At 71.5% G+C, this 17,412-nt stretch carries 13 protein-coding genes; 2 read left to right on the forward strand and 11 right to left on the reverse strand.

Going from position 1 to position 17,412, the window contains the following annotated elements; genetic code table 11:
• From ACFYOU_RS14500 to ACFYOU_RS14540, 9 genes are all read right to left on the reverse strand, one after another.
• Positions 1 to 705, reverse strand: coding sequence for a hypothetical protein (locus ACFYOU_RS14500; RefSeq protein ID WP_391305749.1), 705 nt, complete (start codon positions 703 to 705; stop codon positions 1 to 3).
• A gap of 115 nt (positions 706 to 820) precedes the next feature.
• Positions 821 to 2,185, reverse strand: coding sequence for an LLM class flavin-dependent oxidoreductase (locus ACFYOU_RS14505; RefSeq protein ID WP_391305751.1), 1,365 nt, complete (start codon positions 2,183 to 2,185; stop codon positions 821 to 823).
• Between the two features lie 41 nt (positions 2,186 to 2,226).
• A complete protein-coding gene (locus ACFYOU_RS14510) occupies positions 2,227 to 3,834 on the reverse strand; it encodes an ABC transporter substrate-binding protein (protein WP_391305754.1) in 1,608 nt (535 codons plus the stop codon).
• Complete coding sequence (locus tag ACFYOU_RS14515; protein ID WP_391305756.1) at positions 3,831 to 5,591, reverse strand: dipeptide ABC transporter ATP-binding protein; 1,761 nt, start codon at positions 5,589 to 5,591, stop codon at positions 3,831 to 3,833. Before ACFYOU_RS14515 ends, ACFYOU_RS14510 begins: the two co-directional genes overlap by 4 nt.
• Positions 5,588 to 6,367 (reverse strand): ABC transporter permease subunit, encoded by a 780-nt coding sequence (locus ACFYOU_RS14520; RefSeq protein ID WP_391305759.1) that lies wholly within the window; start codon positions 6,365 to 6,367, stop codon positions 5,588 to 5,590. Before ACFYOU_RS14520 ends, ACFYOU_RS14515 begins: the two co-directional genes overlap by 4 nt.
• 86 nt (positions 6,368 to 6,453) lie before the next feature.
• Positions 6,454 to 7,479, reverse strand: a complete 1,026-nt coding sequence (locus ACFYOU_RS14525) for an ABC transporter permease (protein ID WP_389767398.1) — start codon at positions 7,477 to 7,479, stop codon at positions 6,454 to 6,456.
• 3 nt (positions 7,480 to 7,482) lie between these two features.
• Entirely contained in the window at positions 7,483 to 8,853 is a 1,371-nt protein-coding gene (locus ACFYOU_RS14530; protein ID WP_387005520.1) for an aspartate aminotransferase family protein, read from the reverse strand.
• A gap of 80 nt (positions 8,854 to 8,933) precedes the next feature.
• Positions 8,934 to 10,793, reverse strand: coding sequence for an asparagine synthase (glutamine-hydrolyzing) (gene asnB / locus ACFYOU_RS14535; RefSeq protein ID WP_389767396.1), 1,860 nt, complete (start codon positions 10,791 to 10,793; stop codon positions 8,934 to 8,936).
• Positions 10,794 to 11,536: 743 nt separating this feature from the next.
• A complete protein-coding gene (locus ACFYOU_RS14540; RefSeq protein WP_391305762.1) occupies positions 11,537 to 12,460 on the reverse strand; it encodes a LysR family transcriptional regulator in 924 nt (307 codons plus the stop codon).
• 97 nt (positions 12,461 to 12,557) lie between these two features.
• Between ACFYOU_RS14540 and ACFYOU_RS14545 the strand changes: the two genes are divergently transcribed.
• Positions 12,558 to 13,847, forward strand: coding sequence for an MFS transporter (locus ACFYOU_RS14545; RefSeq protein ID WP_391305763.1), 1,290 nt, complete (start codon positions 12,558 to 12,560; stop codon positions 13,845 to 13,847).
• A gap of 24 nt (positions 13,848 to 13,871) precedes the next feature.
• Here the strand turns inward: ACFYOU_RS14545 and ACFYOU_RS14550 are convergent, their stop codons facing one another.
• Positions 13,872 to 14,909 carry an ROK family protein gene (locus ACFYOU_RS14550; protein ID WP_391305765.1) on the reverse strand — a complete coding sequence of 346 codons (1,038 nt, stop codon included), beginning with the start codon at positions 14,907 to 14,909 and terminating at the stop codon, positions 13,872 to 13,874.
• Between the two features lie 211 nt (positions 14,910 to 15,120).
• On the opposite strand from ACFYOU_RS14550, the gene ACFYOU_RS14555 reads away from it, so the two are divergent.
• The gene (locus ACFYOU_RS14555) at positions 15,121 to 16,116 is read left to right on the forward strand and encodes a substrate-binding domain-containing protein (RefSeq protein ID WP_391305767.1); all 996 of its coding nucleotides are present in this window, start codon (positions 15,121 to 15,123) and stop codon (positions 16,114 to 16,116) included.
• Between the two features lie 144 nt (positions 16,117 to 16,260).
• Here the strand turns inward: ACFYOU_RS14555 and ACFYOU_RS14560 are convergent, their stop codons facing one another.
• Positions 16,261 to 17,223: an FAD-binding protein gene (locus ACFYOU_RS14560; RefSeq protein ID WP_391305769.1), complete on the reverse strand. Its 963-nt coding sequence runs from the start codon at positions 17,221 to 17,223 to the stop codon at positions 16,261 to 16,263.
• Positions 17,224 to 17,412 lie beyond the last annotated feature (189 nt).

Here is a 17,412-nt window from a genome sequence, read left to right on the forward strand (position 1 = left end):
TCATCCTTCGGGATCGGGGTGGTGGCCGCCGGCGGGTCGGGGGCGTGCGCGGGAGGTGGTCCACACGCATCCGTTGCCGCTCGGGCCCTCGGTCAGTTCGTGTGCGGCGCGCAGTCCCTTCTTGGTGATCATTCCGGTCGTCGCCGGCACGCAGTACTCGCACGGGGACCGGAGCGTCAGGGTGACGCCGCGTTCGCGGGCCAGTTCGCGGTACTCCCAGATGGCGCAGCGCCGGATGCGCAGCACGGCGCGTTCGGGTCCGTTCTCGACCCACTCGGTGTCGGAGCCGTAGAGGTCCGCCTGGGCGTTGAGCCGTTCCAGCGGAACGACGGCGTCGTGCTTGGGGGCGGGGTCGACGGCCGCGTAGATCGTGCTGTTGGACGCCGCCCAGGAGGCGAGGTCGTCGAGGCCGAAGTGGCCCACGACGAACTTCTCCATCAGGGCCTGCCCGCGGAAGAACGCCGCCTTCCACTCCTCTTCCCCCTCGCCCTGCGGCAGCCCCTCGAAGATGGCGTGCTTGACCCGCAGGAGGTCCTGCATGTGCAGCCCCGCCCGCGCTTCGACGACGAACCGGGTCAGGCCGGCCTCCCCTTCGAACAGGCGGCGTTTCCACAGGGCGGTGCGTGCGGCGTCGGGGGGTGTCGCCTCGGGGGGCACTGCGCGCGTGTCCGCGTCGACGGTGGACGCCCGCTTGCAATCGGTCATGCGTGGCTACCTCTCCTGTTTCCTGGACGTGCTCTGCGGGTGGACGGATCGCACGCGCCCGGGTGTCCCGACGGGTCCGTCGGGACACCGGAGCGTTCCGGGTGGGCGCCGGGCCCTAGGGGCGCGGGGAGGATCCCGTGGTGGCCGGTCGGCGGTGCGCAGCGCCGTGCGGGGCGGGGGTGCCGCTGCCCCGCAGCCGGGGGACGACGCCTTCGCAGAGCGCGTCGAAGTCGTTGCCGAGGATCAGTTGGAAGCCGTCGACACCGCCCTCGTCGTACCACCGGCGCATCTCGTCCCCGATCTGCTCGGGGGTGCCCACGAACCGTGCGTGCTCGGCGAGGCCGACCGCCTCCGCCGCGAACTCCCCGACGGTCCGGCCGCCCGCCCGGGCGAGGTCCCACAGCGGCAGGTACCGCGAACCGTGCGTCGCGAAGACCTCGTCGGGGTCCTCGGGAAGCACCCGGGCGGGCAGTCGGTCGGCCGGACCGAGGCCGTCCAGGTGCAGCACGGGGTACCGCGCCCGCACTTCGTCGAGTGCGAGCCGCCCGCCGTGGGCGCCGGCGTGCGCGCGCTGGGCGCGGAGCAGCCGTGTGGCCTCGTCCTCGGTGCCGACGACGTGCACGTAGCTGCCGGGCAGCAGGGCGACCGCGTCCTCGGGGCGGCCGGCTGCCCGTGCCTCGCGGCGGAGGATGCGTCGCAGTTCCTTGGCCGCGCCGAGGGTGGCGGTGCCCGCGAAGACGCCGTCGGCGGTGCGGGCGGCCAGCCGCAGCCCTTCGAGTGAGGAGGTGGCCTCCAGAGTGAACGGGAACGCGGGCGAGTAGGGCGCCATGTCGATGGGGCCGGTCTGGTCGTAGAACTCGCCGTGGTGGGTGACGTCCGTGATGAGGTCCTCGCGGACGAAGCGGTCCGTCGCCCGGTCGGGCCGGTTCGCCTCCGGCGGCCAACTCGCCCACAGCCGTCGGGCGACCTGGATGAACTCCTCGGTCTGGACGTGGCGTCGGTCCCGGGGCACCTGGCGCTGGACGCCGAGGGCCGTGCCCGACCGGAAGGACGACACCACGTTGACCCAGGCCCGCCCGGCGGATATCCGGTCCAGGCTGGCGAGGCTGCGCGCGAAGGCGGAGGGGTGCGTGTACATCGTGGAGACGGTCGGCATCACCGCGATCCGGGTGGTGGCGCTGGCGATCAGCGCCGCCATCTGGAACGGCTCGAACACGGTCAGCGGAGGGCCCGCGCGCAGCCCGGCACGGTTCACTCCGGAGAAGTCGGCCTGGAACAGGGCGTCGACCCCTGCGGCCTCCGCCTGTTGGGCGGCCCGCAGGAAGGTGTCCACCCGGAACGGGGAGTCGGCGCGGCCCGCCGCCGTCCGCCAGTCCCGACTCGTGGGCAGGTACTGCGCGTTGAGCAGCACCGTCGGGGTGCCGCCGGCCTGTCGTGGGGGCCCGGCCGCCGAGGTGGCGGCCGGTGACGAGGTTGACATCTTTCCCTCTCGCTGTGGGGTGTGTTCGGGTGCTGCGCGGGTCAGTTCTTCTTGACGCGGTGGAAGATCGGCTCCCAGGAGTTGACGGGGAAGGTCAGCTCCTTGACGTTCGTCCGCGCCAACAGGACCTGGGCGGAGTCGAACAGCGGGATGCCGTACGCCTGCTTGAGGATCCTGGTCACCGCGTCGTCGACCAGGGCGCGGCGCTTCGCCGGGTCGGCGGTGGCGGCCTGTCGGGCGAGGAGCGAGTCGACGGCCGGCCGTGGGGCCTGCCCGTCCCAGGGTGCGAGCTCGGTGTGGTAGAACGCGGCGATGCCGTCGGCGTCGCCGCGGCTGGCCCCCTGGTAGACGGCGAGTTGCCAGTCACCGGACTTGCGGAGGTCCGCCTGTTCCGCCTCGGACACCCGGTTGAGCTCGACCGCGATGCCGAGGTCGGCGAGGTTGTCCTTCACGTACTCCCAGCCCGAAGCGGCGGTGCCGATGTCGGTCCCGGCGAAGGTCAGGGACACCTCCAGTCGGCGGCCGTCCTTGACCCGGACGCCGTCGTCGCCCTTCTTCCAGCCGGCCCGGTCGAGGAGCCCCCGGCTGTGGTCGGGGTCGTGGCGGAGCAGATCGCTGTGGTCCTCGTAGGACGGGTGGCCGCGGGAGACCACGTTGGTGGCGGGTTCGACGCCCTCGCCGTAGAACGTGTCGACGAACTCCGCGCGGTCGATGCCGTGTTGGATGGCCCGGCGTACGGCCGGGTCGGCGAGGACCGGGTCGGCCGTGTTGGCGACGAAGGTGTTCACCACGCCGCGGTTGGCGGCGAGCACGGTGGTGACGCCGCTCTGCTTCTCGGCCTGGGCGAGCCCCGTCTCGGTCATCGAGTACGCGAGGTCGTACTCCCCGGACACGACGCCGGCGGCCCGCAGGCTCTCCTCGGGCACGATCTGGACGGTCACCCGCTCCAGTGCGGACGCGCCCTTGCGCCCGTACGTCTCGGGGGCCCAGTCGTAGTCCTTGCGCTGGACGTACTCGACGCGTTCGTCCTGGACGGCCTCGTCCAGCACGAAGGGTCCCGAGCCGACGGTGCCCTCCGCGCAGCGCTCCTTCGGGCTCTTCGCCAGGGACTCGGGGGCGATGATCCCGAACTGGCCCTCGCTGTTGGCCTGGAGGAAGCCCGCGTTGGGCTCCTTGAACTCGATGCGCACCTTCCGCCCGTCGACGGCCCGGGCCCGTTCGTAGCCGCGCAGGTAGGCGCCGGGGGTCTGGGAGACGCCCTGCTCGGCCAGGTCCCAGAGCTTCTCGAAGTTATCCGCGACGACCTGTGCGGTCAGCTTCTCGCCGTTGCTGAAGGTCACTCCGTCACGGATCGTGAACTCGTAGGCGCGCCCGCCGTCCAGGGTCTTCCAGGACTCGGCCAGATACGGTTCGAGCTGGCCGGTGGTGGGGTCCTCGCTGAGCAGGGTGTCCAGCACCTGTCGGCCGAAGAGCGCGAACGGGTTGGACTGCGCGTAGTCGAAGCAGGTCGGGTACCAGCCGTACGCCACGCGCAGATGGGTCGTGTCCGTGTCGCCGGAGGCGGCGTCGTCTCCGGCGGAGCAGCCCGTCAGGAGGAGGGTTGCTGCTCCGGAGGCGGCGAGCAGGCGCGTCAGGGGCGCGCGGGTCATGGTGAAGGTGTCCTGTCTGGAGAGGTGAGAGGGGTAGCGGTGAGAGAGGTCAGCGGAGCGGAGGGGACGGCGGGGTCGGAAGCGGTGGACGGACGGGCCGTGGTGGCGGGGTCGGCGGGCGGAGCGAGCCGGAGCGCGGGGACCGCGTCCAGCAGGGCCCGGGTGTGCGGGCTGGTGGGGGCCTCGAACACGGCCTCGGTGGGGCCGCGTTCCTCGACCCGCCCCCGGTGCATGACCAGCACCTCGTCGGCGACGGCGCGGACCACCCCGAGGTCGTGGGAGACCAGGAGGTAGGCCATGCCGCGGCGGGCCTGGAGCTCGCCGAGGAGTTCCAGCAGGGCGAACTGCACGGCCTGGTCGAGCGCCGAGACGGGTTCGTCGAGCACGACGACGTCCGGGTCGAGGGCGAGCGCCCGGGCGATCGCGACCCGCTGCAACTGTCCGCCGGACAGTTGGGCGGGGCGGCGGTCGGCGAGGGCTGCCGGCAGGTCGACCTGTTCGAGGAGTTCCCGGGCGCGCTGGGCGCGCCACCGTTTGGTGCCGACGCCGTGTGCTTCCAGCGGTTCCGTGACGGCGCGGCCGACGGCCAGCGAGGGGTTCAGGCTGCGGGCGGGGTTCTGGTAGACGAGTTGCACCCGGCGGGCGAACTCCGCACGGGCCCGTCGGACGGGGCGCAGTTCCTGACCGTCGAGGAGCACGGTGCCGCTGTCGGCGGCTTCGAGTCCGGTCAGCAGCCGCAGCAGGGTGGACTTCCCCGCTCCTGACTCGCCGACGATCGCGACGGTCTGCCCGCGGTGGAGGCCGAGGCTCACGTCCTGCACCGCGTGGACCCGCTCGTGGCCCCGTTCGCTGACGAACGACTTGCCGAGCCCGCGCGCTTCGAGCACGGGCGGTGGCGCGTCCTTGGCGACCTGCGCCGCGGGGCGGGCCGGCAGCCTGCTGGGCTGGGAGGTCAGCAGTTGTCGGGTGTAGGCGTCCTGCGGGTCACCGAGGACCTGCTGGGTCGGCCCGGACTCGACGACGCGGCCGTCCCGCATCACCAGGACGTGGTCGGCGCGTTCACCGGCCACCGCGATGTCATGGGTGACCAGCAGCATCGACAGGTCCCGGCTCTCCCGCACCTCGTCGAAGAGGTCCAGTACCCGCCGTTGGACGGTGGCGTCCAGGTTGGAGGTCGGTTCGTCGGCGAGCAGCAGGCGCGGTTCGCCGATCAGGGCGAGGGCGATCAGGATGCGTTGCCGCTGTCCTCCGGACAGTTCGTGCGGGTACTGGCGCAGGCGCAGCTCCGGCCGGTCGACGCCGACGGCTTCGAGCGCGGCGACGGTCCGGGCGCGGCTCTCCTCCCGGTCGGTGAGCCGCAGGAAGTGCCGGTACAGCTCGGCGAACTGCGCGCCGATCCGCATCAGCGGGTCGAGCGAGCGGATCGGGTCCTGGGGGACGAGTCCGACCGACCGGCCGCGCAGGGACCGGGGGTCGGTGATCCGGCGGAGTTCGCCGGTGGCGTCCTGGAACTCCAGCCGGGCGTAGTCGACCCGGGCGCTGCGCGCCGCGATGCCGAGGAGCGCGTGCAGGGTCGTGGACTTGCCGGAGCCGGACTCGCCGACGAGGGCGACCGCACGCCCCGGCGGGACGGTGACGGACAGGTCGTCGACGGCGACCGTGGCGGCGCGTCCCCGACCTCCGGGGTAGGCCACCCGGAGCCCTTCGAGTCGGAGCAGGGGATCGGGCCCGGTCGTCGGCCGGGTGGGGGCGGTCATGCGAGCCCCGCTTCCGACGCGCCGAGCGCCCGTCCCAGGCGGTGCAGCGCGAGCACCACGCCCGCGAGCACCACGCCGGGCAGGGTGGTGAGCCACCATGCCGTGGCGAAGTGGTTGCGGCCGCCGGCGATCAGGCTCCCCCACTCCGGGTCCGGCGGTTGGGTGCCGTACCCCAGGAAGCTCAGGGCGGAGACCGACAGCACCATCGTCGCCAACTCCAGTGCGCCCAGCGCGGTGATCGGTCCCCTGGCGTGGGGAAGGACGTGTCGCAGGAGGATGCGGTACCGGGGCAGTCCGAAGCCCTTCGCCGCCTCCACGAAGGTCTGGGCGCTGACGCGCAGCACCTCGGCGCGGGTGACCCGGACCAGGGCGGGCACCGAGGCGATGCCGACGGCGACGGCGAGGTTGACCGGGCCGGTGCCCAGGCCCGAGACGATCAGCAGCGAGATCAGCAGGGAGGGCAGGGCGAGCAGGACGTCCACCGTGGCCATCAGCACCCGGTCCACGACGCCCCCGAAGTAGCCCGCGACCAGGCCGACCACGATGCTCAGGCCGAAGGCGAACGCCAGCGCGAGGAGCGCGATCGACAGGCTGGCCTGGGTGCCGTGGACGACCCGGCTGAACAGGTCGCGGCCGAGTTCGTCGGTGCCGAAGAAGTGCTCGGCGCACGGGGGTCGCAGACGTCGCGAGACGTCCTGGGCGTACGGGTCCGCCGGGGCGATGCTCCGGGGGAACAGCGCGGCGACGGCCACCAGGGCGAGGGTGCTCAGCGCCACCCACGGAACGGCGCTCCGGGTCCGTGCGCGTGTCGGTGCCGGTGGTGTCGGTGTCGGTGTCGGTGTCGGGGGCACGGTCGTCGCGGTCATGCGGGCGCTCCCCCGCTGCGGTGCCGGGTCCTCGGGTCGAGGACCGGGTACAGCAGGTCGACGGCGAGGTTCACGGCGGCGAAGACCAGCGCGGCGAGCACCGCGATCGCCAGGATCACCGGGGCGTCCTGCGTCTCCACGGAGGACGCGAGCAGCCGGCCCAGGCCCGCCCGGGCGAACACCGTCTCGGTGATCACGGTGCCGACCAGCACTCCGCCGACGGTCAGTCCGGCGAGGGTCACGAAGGGCAGCAGCGCGTTGCGCACCACGTGGGCGAGGTACACCCGGCCCCAGGGCAGCCCGCGGGCCCGGAGCAGTTCGACGAAGGCCGCCTGCTGGACGTCGTCGAGGCTGCGGACGAGGACGGCCGTCAACGACGCCGACACCGGGAAGGCCAGCGCGACCGCGGGCAGTACCAGGCCGGACAGGCCGGTCCCGCCCGCTGACGGCACCCACCCGAGGGTGAAGGAGAACAGTTGCACGAGCAGCAGGCCGAGCCAGAACGCGGGGATCGACGCGATCAGCGCCGGGACGTTCACCAGGGTGCGGTGCAGGAAGCCGTCGCGCCGCCAGGAGGTGGCCAGGGCCAGGGCGAGGGACAGCGGCACCGCGAGGGCGAGGCCGCCGGCCGCGAGGCTGATCGTGTTCGGGGCCACCGCCGCGAGGACCTCCGGCACCGGCTTGCCCGACTGGAAGGAGGTTCCCAGGTCCCAGCGCAGGAGTTGCCCGAGCGTGTCGAGGTAGCGGACGAACAACGGCTGGTCGAGCCCGTACTCGGCGCGCAGCGCGGCGACCTGTTCCGCCGTGCCGCCGCCGGCCCCCGCGGACCGGCGTTCCAGCATGAGGGCGACCGGGTCGCTGGGCAGGGCGTAGAGCAGGAAGAACGACAGGGTGTAGACCGAGAACACCACGACCACGCCGTAGCCGCAGCGGCGCAGCACGTACGCGGCGGTGGTCCGGCTCGCGGGCGGCCGTTTCGGGGTGGTGTTCCCGGGTGGTGCCGGGTGCAGGGTTTTCGCCATGCCTCAGAACCTCAGGGACGCTTCGGTCAGGGCCGCGCGCAGCACCTGTTCGATGAAGGTGAACTCGGCTTCGCCGACGATGGCCGGGGGTGCCAGGAGGATCGCGGGGTCGCCCCGTTCGTCGAGCCGGGCGTGGAGTCCGCCCTCGCGGAGCGCCGGTGCCAGCAGTTCGTCCAGGAGGCGGCGGCGTTCGGGGGCGGTGAAGGGTTCCCGGGTGTGCTTGTCCTTGACCAGCACCACGCCCCAGAAGTACCCGGCGCCGCGCACGTCGCCGACGATCGGCAGGTCGAGGAGTTTCTCCAGGGTGGTGCGGAACAGGTCCTCGTTCGCCCGGACGTTCTCGTTCAGCTTCTCGCGTTCGAAGATCGCGATGTTCTCCAGCCCGACGGCGGCGGCGACCGGGTGCCCGCCGAAGGTGAGTCCGTGGACGAAGGTGTTCTCCTTCTTCGTGAACGGCTCGAACAGGCGGTCGCTGACGATCGTCGCGCCGGCGGGTATGTACCCGGAGGTGATGCCCTTGGCGCCGGTGATGATGTCGGGGGTGATCCCGTAGCGGTTGATCGCGAAGAAGTCGCCGATGCGGCCGAAGGCGGTGATGACCTCGTCGGCGACGAGGACCACCCCGTACCGGTCGGCGATCTCCCGGACCCGTTCGAAGTAGCCGCGGGGCGGCGGGATCGCGGCACCGGAGTTCTGTACGGGTTCGAGGAAGATCGCGGCGACGGTGTCCGGTCCCTCGAACTCGATCGCTTCGGCGATCCGGTCCGCGGCCCAGAGCCCGAACGCCTCCTCGTCGTCGCGCAGGTGTTCCGGGGCGCGGTAGATGTCGTTGGTGGGCACCTTGTGGGCGCCCGGTACGAGCGGTTCGAAGGGGGCCCGCAGTCCGGGGAGGGAGGTGATGGCCAGGGCGCCCTGGGTGGTGCCGTGGTAGGCGATCGTGCGGCTGATCACCTTGTGGCGGCCGGGCTGTCCGATGGCCTTGAAGTACTGCTTGATGAGTTTCCAGGCGGTCTCCACGCTCTCGCTGCCGCTGTTGGTGAAGAAGACCCGGTTCAGGTCGCCGGGGGCCCGCTCGGCGAGTGCCTCGGCCAGTTCCGCCGCGCGGGGGTGCACCGCGTTCCAGATGGGGAAGTAGTCGAGTTCGCGGATCTGTCGCGCGGCGGCCTCCGCGAGTTCGGGGCGTCCGTGGCCGGCGTTGACCGCGAACAGCCCGGAGAGGCCGTCCAGGAACCGGTTGCCCCGGTCGTCCCAGAGGTAGGCGCCTTCGGCGCGGGTGATGACGGGGACCTCGCCGCCGGCGGAGAGCTTCGCGTGGTTGGTGAAGTGCAGCCAGAGGTGGTCACGGGTCTGCTGCTGGATGTCAGAGGTGGACAAGGTCGTACTCCCAGGGTGTCGTTCCGTGGTGGACGAACGGCGCTGTGATCGTGGGTGGTTGGAGCGGTCGGGGTGGGGTCCTAGATCGCGAGCTTCGGTGTGTACTGGCGCAGCCACGAGGCGAAGTTGAGGACGACCTCGCCCTCGAAGTTGCTGACGAGGCCGTGTGACCTCGCCGCGTCGGTGAGGCCGCCGGGGGTGAGCACGTGCGGGGCGAAGATGTCGGCGAGACCGTCCGGCGGGTCGGCGATGACCTCGGTGAGTTGCCGGTCGAGCTGGCGCGAGTAGTCGGGGTCCGGGGTGGTCGGGTAGGGCGACTTCCGGCGCTCCAGCACACCGGGCGGGAGCAGGTCGGCCACCGCGTCGCGCAGGACGCCCTTCTCCCGACCGCCCGCGTTGTGGACGTGCCGGGACAGCGTGACCAGGTGTTCGACGATCCGGTGGTCGCAGAACGGGACCCTGACCTCCAGGCCGCCGGCCATGCTCAGCCGGTCGGTGCGGTCCAGCAGCATCGGCAGGAAGTAGGTGATGGCCAGGTGGATGATCTCCCGGTGGCGGCGCTCCCGGGCACTGATCGCCGGGTCGAAGGTGAGGCCGCCGATCGCGGTGGCGTACTCGTCGCGCAGGTACTCGTCCAGCCGCAGTTGGCGTGCGAGACCCGGATCGATCGTGCTGAGCACGCGCTGGTGCAGATAGCCGTGGGCGGGGCTGTCCGCCATCCACGGAAACGTCTGCGCCTCCACCGCCCGGGGCTCCTGGAACCACAGGTAGCCACCGAGGATCTCGTCGGCCGCCTCACCGGACAGGGCGACGGTCGCGTGTTCACGGACCGCGCGGCACAGCAGGAGCAGGCTGGTGTCGAGGTCGCCGAAGCCGTTGGGGAGGTCCCGGGCGCGCACCGTGGCGTCCCGCACCGCGCCGCTGGCGAGCAGGTGGCTGTCCAGCACGATGTTCGCGTGGCGCGAGCCGATGTGGTCCGCGGCTTCCCGTGCGTAACGGCGGTCCAGCGCGGAGCGCGAGTCGGTCGAGTCGGCGACGTCGGTGAAGTCCACGGAGAACGAACTCACCGGGGAGGTGCGCCCCGGCAGGCCGTTCGCGATGGCCGTGACCGCCGAGGAGTCCAGCCCGCCGGAGAGGAAGGTGCACAGCGGAACGTCGGCGATCGTCTGTCGGGCGACCGCGTCGTGCAACAGGGTGCGCAGCCCCTCCACCGCGGAGTCGAGGTCGTCCGCCCGGGCCGGCCGACCGATGAAGTCCCGGACGTCCCAGTAGCGAATCGTGCGAACGCCGTACCGGGAGAACTCCAGGACCTGTCCGGGCAGCACCTCCGAGATACCGCGGTACGGGTTGGTTCCGGGGAACTTCAGCAACGGCAGCACCAGTTGCCGTAGCCCGTCCTCGTCCACCGAAGTGACCACGTCAGGGTGGGCGAGGATCGCCTTGGCCTCGGAGCCGAAGATCAGACGGTCGCCGTCTCGGTGGTAGTGCAGCGGCTTCACGCCCAGGTGGTCGCGCACCAGCGACAGCTTCTCTTCCTGGTCGTCCCAGATTGCGAAGGCGAAGATGCCGTTGAAGTGTTCGACGGCGCGCACCCCCCACTCCACCCAGGCGGCGAGGACGACTTCGGTGTCGCTGGAGGTACGGAAGCGGTGGCCCCGGGCGGCCAACTCCACTCGGAGTTCCCGGTGGTTGTACAGCTCGCCGTTGTAGGACAGGGCGAACCGGGCCTCGGGGCCCGACGGGGGGAACAGCATCGGCTGCTCACCGTTCTCGATGTCGATCACCGAGAGCCTTCGGTGGGCGATCACCGCCTGACGGGAGAGCCACACACCGGAGCCGTCCGGGCCCCGGTGGACCTGCGCGTCGTTCATCTTCTCGGCAATGGCCCGGGCGTCCGGACCGAGTCCTGCTAGGTCAACCCAGCCGGCTATGCCGCACATGAAGGATCCTCTCGTTTCTCATGGCCCGCGAACCCGCATGTGGGCTGGGGGTGCCGTGGCATCGGCACAGGGGGAACCGGTGAGTGTCGTGCGAAGCCCCTTAGGGGCGACGCCGTCCTTCGTCCGGCGTGAGCACGGGGGCGTCGAGCACCGCAGGGCGGAGCTGACGGAGCGCGGGGCGACAACAGGACTCGTATCCGGGACCGGAGTTCCGCCCCGGGCGCGCATCGGTGGACGTGGAACGGACCGGGACGGCGCCACCCGAGTGACGGGCGGTGGGGTGGTGGTGCGGCGCCCGCCCGGCTGACCAGGGGGGTGTACCTATGAGGGCGATGCCGTTCACCGTGGTGACTCCGAGTGCGTCAGTGCCGATGCGGCGCGATGAAGCGCGGCTGATCAGCAGAGATCGGGAACCGAACCGTGCAGAAAGGGGGTTCAGGCCCAACAACAGACGCACAGGAACGAGCCGCGGTGCACGCCGGATGGCGTGTCAGCGATGCGGTTCGGAGTGCTCATGCGGCGATGATCGCAGTGCATGATTGGCCGGCACAAGGACTTCTCTTGAGCTTTCCACAATGTGAGATGGCGCGGAATCAAGGGAGTTGGGGAGTGCGGGGAACACCCCGTGACCTGCGTCGCGCCCACCCGACGCAGGCATCACGGCACCTCGGGAACGAGGCCCGCGCGGCCCTCCCACTCACCCTCTCGGCGCCACGACTGCCCAGGTCAGCAGGGGTATCGGCTCATGCGGGAAGGCGCTCCGGAATTCGTTCCCGAGCGAACTCCGCGTCCAACAGCCGTGCGAGCGAGACCAGTTGCCGGCTGGCGCGATCGGTTCGCCACACCAGGGCCATCTGTGACGGTTCGTCAAGGCCGTCGATCAGCAGGTACTGCACATCGCTCCGGGTGGCCCGCTCCGCCAATGGACGGCAGACCAACATCCCGTGCTCACCCCCGGCGACCAGCGCCAGCCCCTCCTGAACGGTGGTGATCCCGGTGGTGGAACGGATCGGCGCGCCCGCGGGGGTGGCGCGGGGCACCCGCGCCGCCATCCAGTAGTCGGGGGCGTCCCCGACGGGGTGGAGGACGTCCAGTCGGGCGAGTTCCTCGACGTGCACGCGCTGGGCCCCGGCCAGCGGGTGGGAGGTGGCGACGGCGAGCAGTCGGTCCTGCGGGGGGAAGCGGTAGCCGACGGTCAACGCGGCCTCGTTCACCGGGAGTTCCACGACGACCGCGTCGAGCCGGCCGCCGAGCACCGCCGTGAAGGGCGACCCCAGGGGGATCTCGCTCAGCGCCATCGTGACGTCGTCCTGGGCCCGGAGCTTGCGGAACGCCTCGGTGACCTCCTCGTAGACGCTGCCGTGGAAGCCGATGCGCAGCTGCCGCAGGGCGCCGCTGCTGGCGCGCTCACGGGCTTGGGTGATCACCGTCGTCAGGGTGTCGTAGGCGGGGCGCACCTCGTTGACGAACTGCGCGCCGAACCGGCTGAGGGCCACGCTCCGACTGGTGCGGTCCACGAGTCGCACCCCGACCCGGCGTTCCAGGGCGGCGACGAGTTGGCTGACCCGGCTCTGCGAACACCCCAGTCGGGTGGCCGTCCGCCCGAAGTGCAGTTCTTCGGAGAGGACGAGCAGGCACTCGATCTCCTGGATGTGGACCTGGTTCATCGCAGCCCCTTCAGCGTCCGTGATTGATTACTCTAGCTCATGGAACCTTGAGGAGATCGCTGTTGTTCCGGCCCCGGTGCGCTGCTTGATTGGTCGCATGGACGCGCATGCACCGGTGCCACGCACCGGCTCGGAACCGGATCGCACGACCCCCTGGCAATGGCTAGGGGTCCTGGTGTTGTCGTTGAGTACGTTCGTGGTCGTGACCTCCGAGATGTTGCCGGTGGGAGTGCTGACCCCGATGGCCGACGGGTTGGACGTCGCCCAGGGGACCGCCGGTCTCAGCCTGACCATCACCGGTCTGGTGACCGCGGTCACCGCCCCGGCCGTCCCCCGCCTCCTCGGTGCACTCGATCGACGCGTGGTCCTCGCCGCGGCCATGGTGGTGCTGGCGGCGGGCAACGCCCTGAGCGCGGTGGCCCAGGGCTTCGGACTGCTCGTGGTCTCCCGGGTCGTCCTGGGCCTCGGCATGGGAGCCGTGTGGGGCCTCTCGGCCGCGGTCGCGACCCGGCTCGTGGCCCAGCGCAACATCGCGCTGGCGGTGTCCTCCGTGGTCAGCGGGGTCGCGGCGGCCTCCGTCGTCGGCGTGCCGCTGGGCACCTTCGTCAGCAACGCGTTCAGTTGGCGCGTCGCCTTCGGTGCGCTCTCCGTCGCCGCGGTGGCACTCGCCGTGGGACTGGTCGTGGTCCTGCCGCGGCTGCCCCGCCCGGCCGCGGCGCCCGGCTCGGACGAGCAGGGCCGGCACGAACCCCTGCTGCGCACCCCGGCGGTGGTGATCGGGCTGGTGCTGATCCTGTTCCTGGTCACCGCGCACTTCGCCGCCTACACCTATGTGCGGCCCGTCCTCGAAGAGCGCACCGAACTGTCCCCCGGCCCCATCGCCCTGGTGCTGCTGGTGTACGGCCTGTTCGGACTGGTCGGCAACTTCGCCGCCGGCGCCGTGGCGGCACGCCGCGCGCTGGGCACGGTGCTCGGCCTGACGGCCGGCATCGGCGCGGCCATCGCGCTGCTCGCCCTCTTCAGCACCGTCTCCGTCCTCACCGGCATCAGCGTCGCACTGTGGGGCCTGGCCTACGGCGGGCTGTCCGTGGCCTGCCAGATCTGGATGACCCAGGCCGCGCCGCACCGCGTCGAGCACGTGACCGGGCTCTACGTCGGCGTCTTCACCGCTGCCATCGCCCTCGGCGCCTTCCTCGGTGGCGTGGTCGTGGACACGGCCGGCATCAGCACGCTCCTGTGGGGCGCCGTGGTCCTCACCGCGGTGGCCTTCGTCGTCGGGCTCCTCTCCCCCGGCCGGACCTCGCCGCCCCGGCCGGCCGACGAGTCCCCCGCTGCATCCTCCCGGCCGAGCGAGAGCCCGGCCGCCGCAGCACCGACCAGCACCTGAGCCGCCCCCTCGGCGCGTCGCCGGTCAGACCTCCCGCGCGGGGACCCCACGGTCCCCGGTCCGGGTGCCGGTCGCGGTCGCGGTCGCACGGTCGGATTCGGGGTCGGGGTCGCCCGCCCGTGACCACGGCCCCGTCCCCGGGGCGAGCACCGCCGCCGCAGCACCGATGAGGCCCGCGTCCGTTCCCAACGACGCGGGGGTCACGGCAAGCGGGCGGCAGAACGGCAGGGTCGCGTACGCGGGCAAGGACCGACGCAGGGGGGCGAACAGCACCTCCCCCGCCTGCGCGACTCCCCCACCGACCACGGCGATGTCGATCTCCACCAGCGCCGCGGTCGCCGCGATCCCCGCGGCCAGCGCCCGCGCCGCCCGCTCGTACGCCTCCCGGGCGGCCGGGTCGCCGGCGCGGGCGGAGTCCGCGACGGAAGCGGCCGAAGCGTCGGCGTCGGGAGCCGGACACCAGCCGTTCGCGCGGGCACGCCGCACGATGCTCGGGCCGCTCGCGAGACCCTCCACACAGCCGCGCGCCCCGCACGGGCACGGATCACCGTCGAGGTCCACGCTGATGTGCCCGATGTGGCCGGCGTTACCGGTGGCTCCCTGATGCAGACGCCCGCCCAGAACCAGCCCGCCGCCGACCCCCGTGGACACCACCATGCACAACGCGTTGGCGTGTCCGCGCGCCGCGCCCTGCCAGTGCTCGGCGGCCGCCATCGCCACCCCGTCGCCGACCAGTCGGACGGGCAGCCCGCCGACCAGTGCGTGCACCCGCTCGACCAGCGGATAGTCCCGCCAGCCGGGAACGTTCACGGGGCTCACCGTTCCCGCCGCCGCGTCCACCGGTCCGGCGCTGCCGATGCCGATCGCCCGCACCCTCCGCCACCACGGGGACGCCGTCAGTTCACCGACGGTCTCCGCGACCGCCCGCAGCACGGTCGCACCGTCCCGGGCCGCCGGTGTCGGACGCCGGGCCCGCAGGGCGATCCGGCCCCGGTCGTCCACCAGCGCCGCGGCGATCTTCGTTCCGCCGATGTCGAGCGCGGCGACGAGGTCGGTGTGCATCGGAGTCGGTCTCTCCAGTCGGTTCACCAAGGAAGAACAGTCGAAGCCCGTCGGGCAGTCTCACCCCATCTGACAACGTTGTCCAGGCTCTATGCTCGACGCCACGCGTTCGCCCTCCCTCGCAGAACACCCGTGTGACGACAGGACAGGACACCGCATAGTGACCGATACATCCCCCAGGATCGAGAATCGCTACGGCAATCGTCCGACCATGAAGGACGTCGCCGCGCGCGCGGGAGTCGGCCTCAAGACGGTCTCCCGCGTGGTCAACAGCGAGCCCGGGGTGACCCCCGAAACCGAGCGGCGGGTCCAGGAGGCCATCGACGCACTGGGGTTCCGCCGCAACGACAGCGCCCGCGTCCTGCGCAAGGGGCGCACCGCCAGCATCGGGCTCGTTCTGGAAGACCTCGCCGACCCCTTCTACGGGCCGTTGAGCCGCGCCGTCGAAGAGGTCGCCCGCACGTACGGCGCGCTGCTCATCAACGGGTCGAGCGCCCAGGACCCGGAGCGGGAACGGGAGTTGGTGCTCGCGTTGTGCGCACGACGGGTGGACGGGCTGCTGATCATACCCGCGGGGAACGACCACCGGTACCTGGAGCCCGAGATCAGAGCGGGGATCGCCACGGTGTTCGTGGACCGGCCGGCCGGCCGGATCGAGGCGGACGCCGTGCTGTCGGACAGCTTCGGGGGCACCCGGGCCGGGGTGGCGCACCTGATCGCCCACGGGCACCGGAGGATCGGGTTCATCGGTGACCAACCCCGCATCCACACGGCGGCGGAGCGGCTACGGGGGTACCGGGCCGCGATGGCGGACGCGGGGATACCCGTCGCGGACTCCTGGATGTCGCTCGGAGTCACCTCACCGGAACGGGTTCGGCTCGCGGCACGGGACATGCTGTCCGACGCCGATCCGGTCACGGCGGTGTTCGCGGGGAACAACCGCGTCACCGTGACGGTCGTACGGCTCCTCGCCGAGTGGCGGCGCCCCGTCGCCCTGGTGGGGTTCGACGACCTGGAGCTGGCGGACCTCCTGGACCCGGGTCTCACCGTGGTGGCCCAGGACGCGGCACTGCTCGGACGGACCGCCGCGGAGCGGCTGTTCGCCCGGTTGGACGGGGCGGCGGGTTCGGCGCCGCCCGAGTGGGTCGAGTTGCCCACGCAGCTGTTGATACGCGGATCGGGCGAGATACCCGGGGAGATCGGCTGAACGAACCTGCGGCATGGGTCGGGCCCCCGTGACCGGTGGTGTGGTGCGTGGTCGCGGGGGCCCGGACGGCTGTCGGCCCTGTCGGCCCTGCGGGTCCTGTGGGTCCTGTCGGCCGGGTGGGTCCTGTCGTGGTGGGTGCGGGGGTTAGCCCTTGCGCTTGTTGATCTCGTCGGTGAGTTGGGGCAGGACCGTGAACAGGTCACCGACCACGCCGTAGTCGACCAGGTCGAAGATCGGCGCTTCGGGGTCCTTGTTCACCGCGACGATCGTCTTCGACGTCTGCATCCCCGCACGATGCTGGATCGCCCCGGAGATCCCGTTCGCCACATACAACTGCGGCGACACACTCTTGCCCGTCTGCCCCACCTGACTCGCGTGCGGGTACCAGCCCGCGTCGACGGCTGCTCGCGAAGCACCCACCGCCGCACCCAACGCATCCGCGAGGTCCTCGATCACCCCGAAGTTCTCCGCACCGTTCACCCCACGCCCACCAGCCACCACCACCGCAGCCTCCGTCAACTCCGGACGCCCCGACACCACACGCTCCTCACGCACCACCACCCGCCCTGCAAGCGACACATCCGAAAACTCCACCACCAACTCCTCCACCACACCAGCCCCCACAACCTCCTCCACCGCAGCAGCATTCGGCTTCACCGTAATCACCGGCACCCCCCGCGACACCCTCGACCGCACCACGAACCCACCAGCAAACACCGACTGCACCGCCACCGGACCCCCCTCACCCACCTCCACATCCACCGCATCCGTAATCACCCCAGAACCACACCGCAACGCCACCCGCGCCGCCACCTCACGATTCTCCGCCGACGACGACACCAACACCGCCACCGGACCCACCGCCCCCACCGCCGCCACCAACGCATCCACCTTCGGCACCACCAACAACTCACCAAACACCGACGCCTCAGACACCAACACCCTCACCGCACCATGCCCAGCCAACACCGACACCGCACCCCCCGCACCCGCACCCACCACCACCGCCACCGGATCACCCAACCGCCGCGCCACCGTCAACAACTCCAACGACGGCTTCCGCACCACACCATCCACATGATCCACGAACACCAACACATCAGCCATGACACACTCCCCAAACTCCAGAACCGGAACAAACCAGGACGAATGAACGAACCGAACGAGGCCAACCCGGCGCACCCGACGTGGCACCGAGCGCGGTCAACTCGGCCGCGACTAGATGAACTTGTTCACCGCGAGGAACTCCGCAAGACGCTTCCCACCCTCACCCTCGTCCACCACCACCGTCCCCGC

Origin of the sequence: Streptomyces sp. NPDC005955 (assembly GCF_042871255.1) — a bacterium.
Lineage (GTDB): Bacteria > Actinomycetota > Actinomycetes > Streptomycetales > Streptomycetaceae > Streptomyces.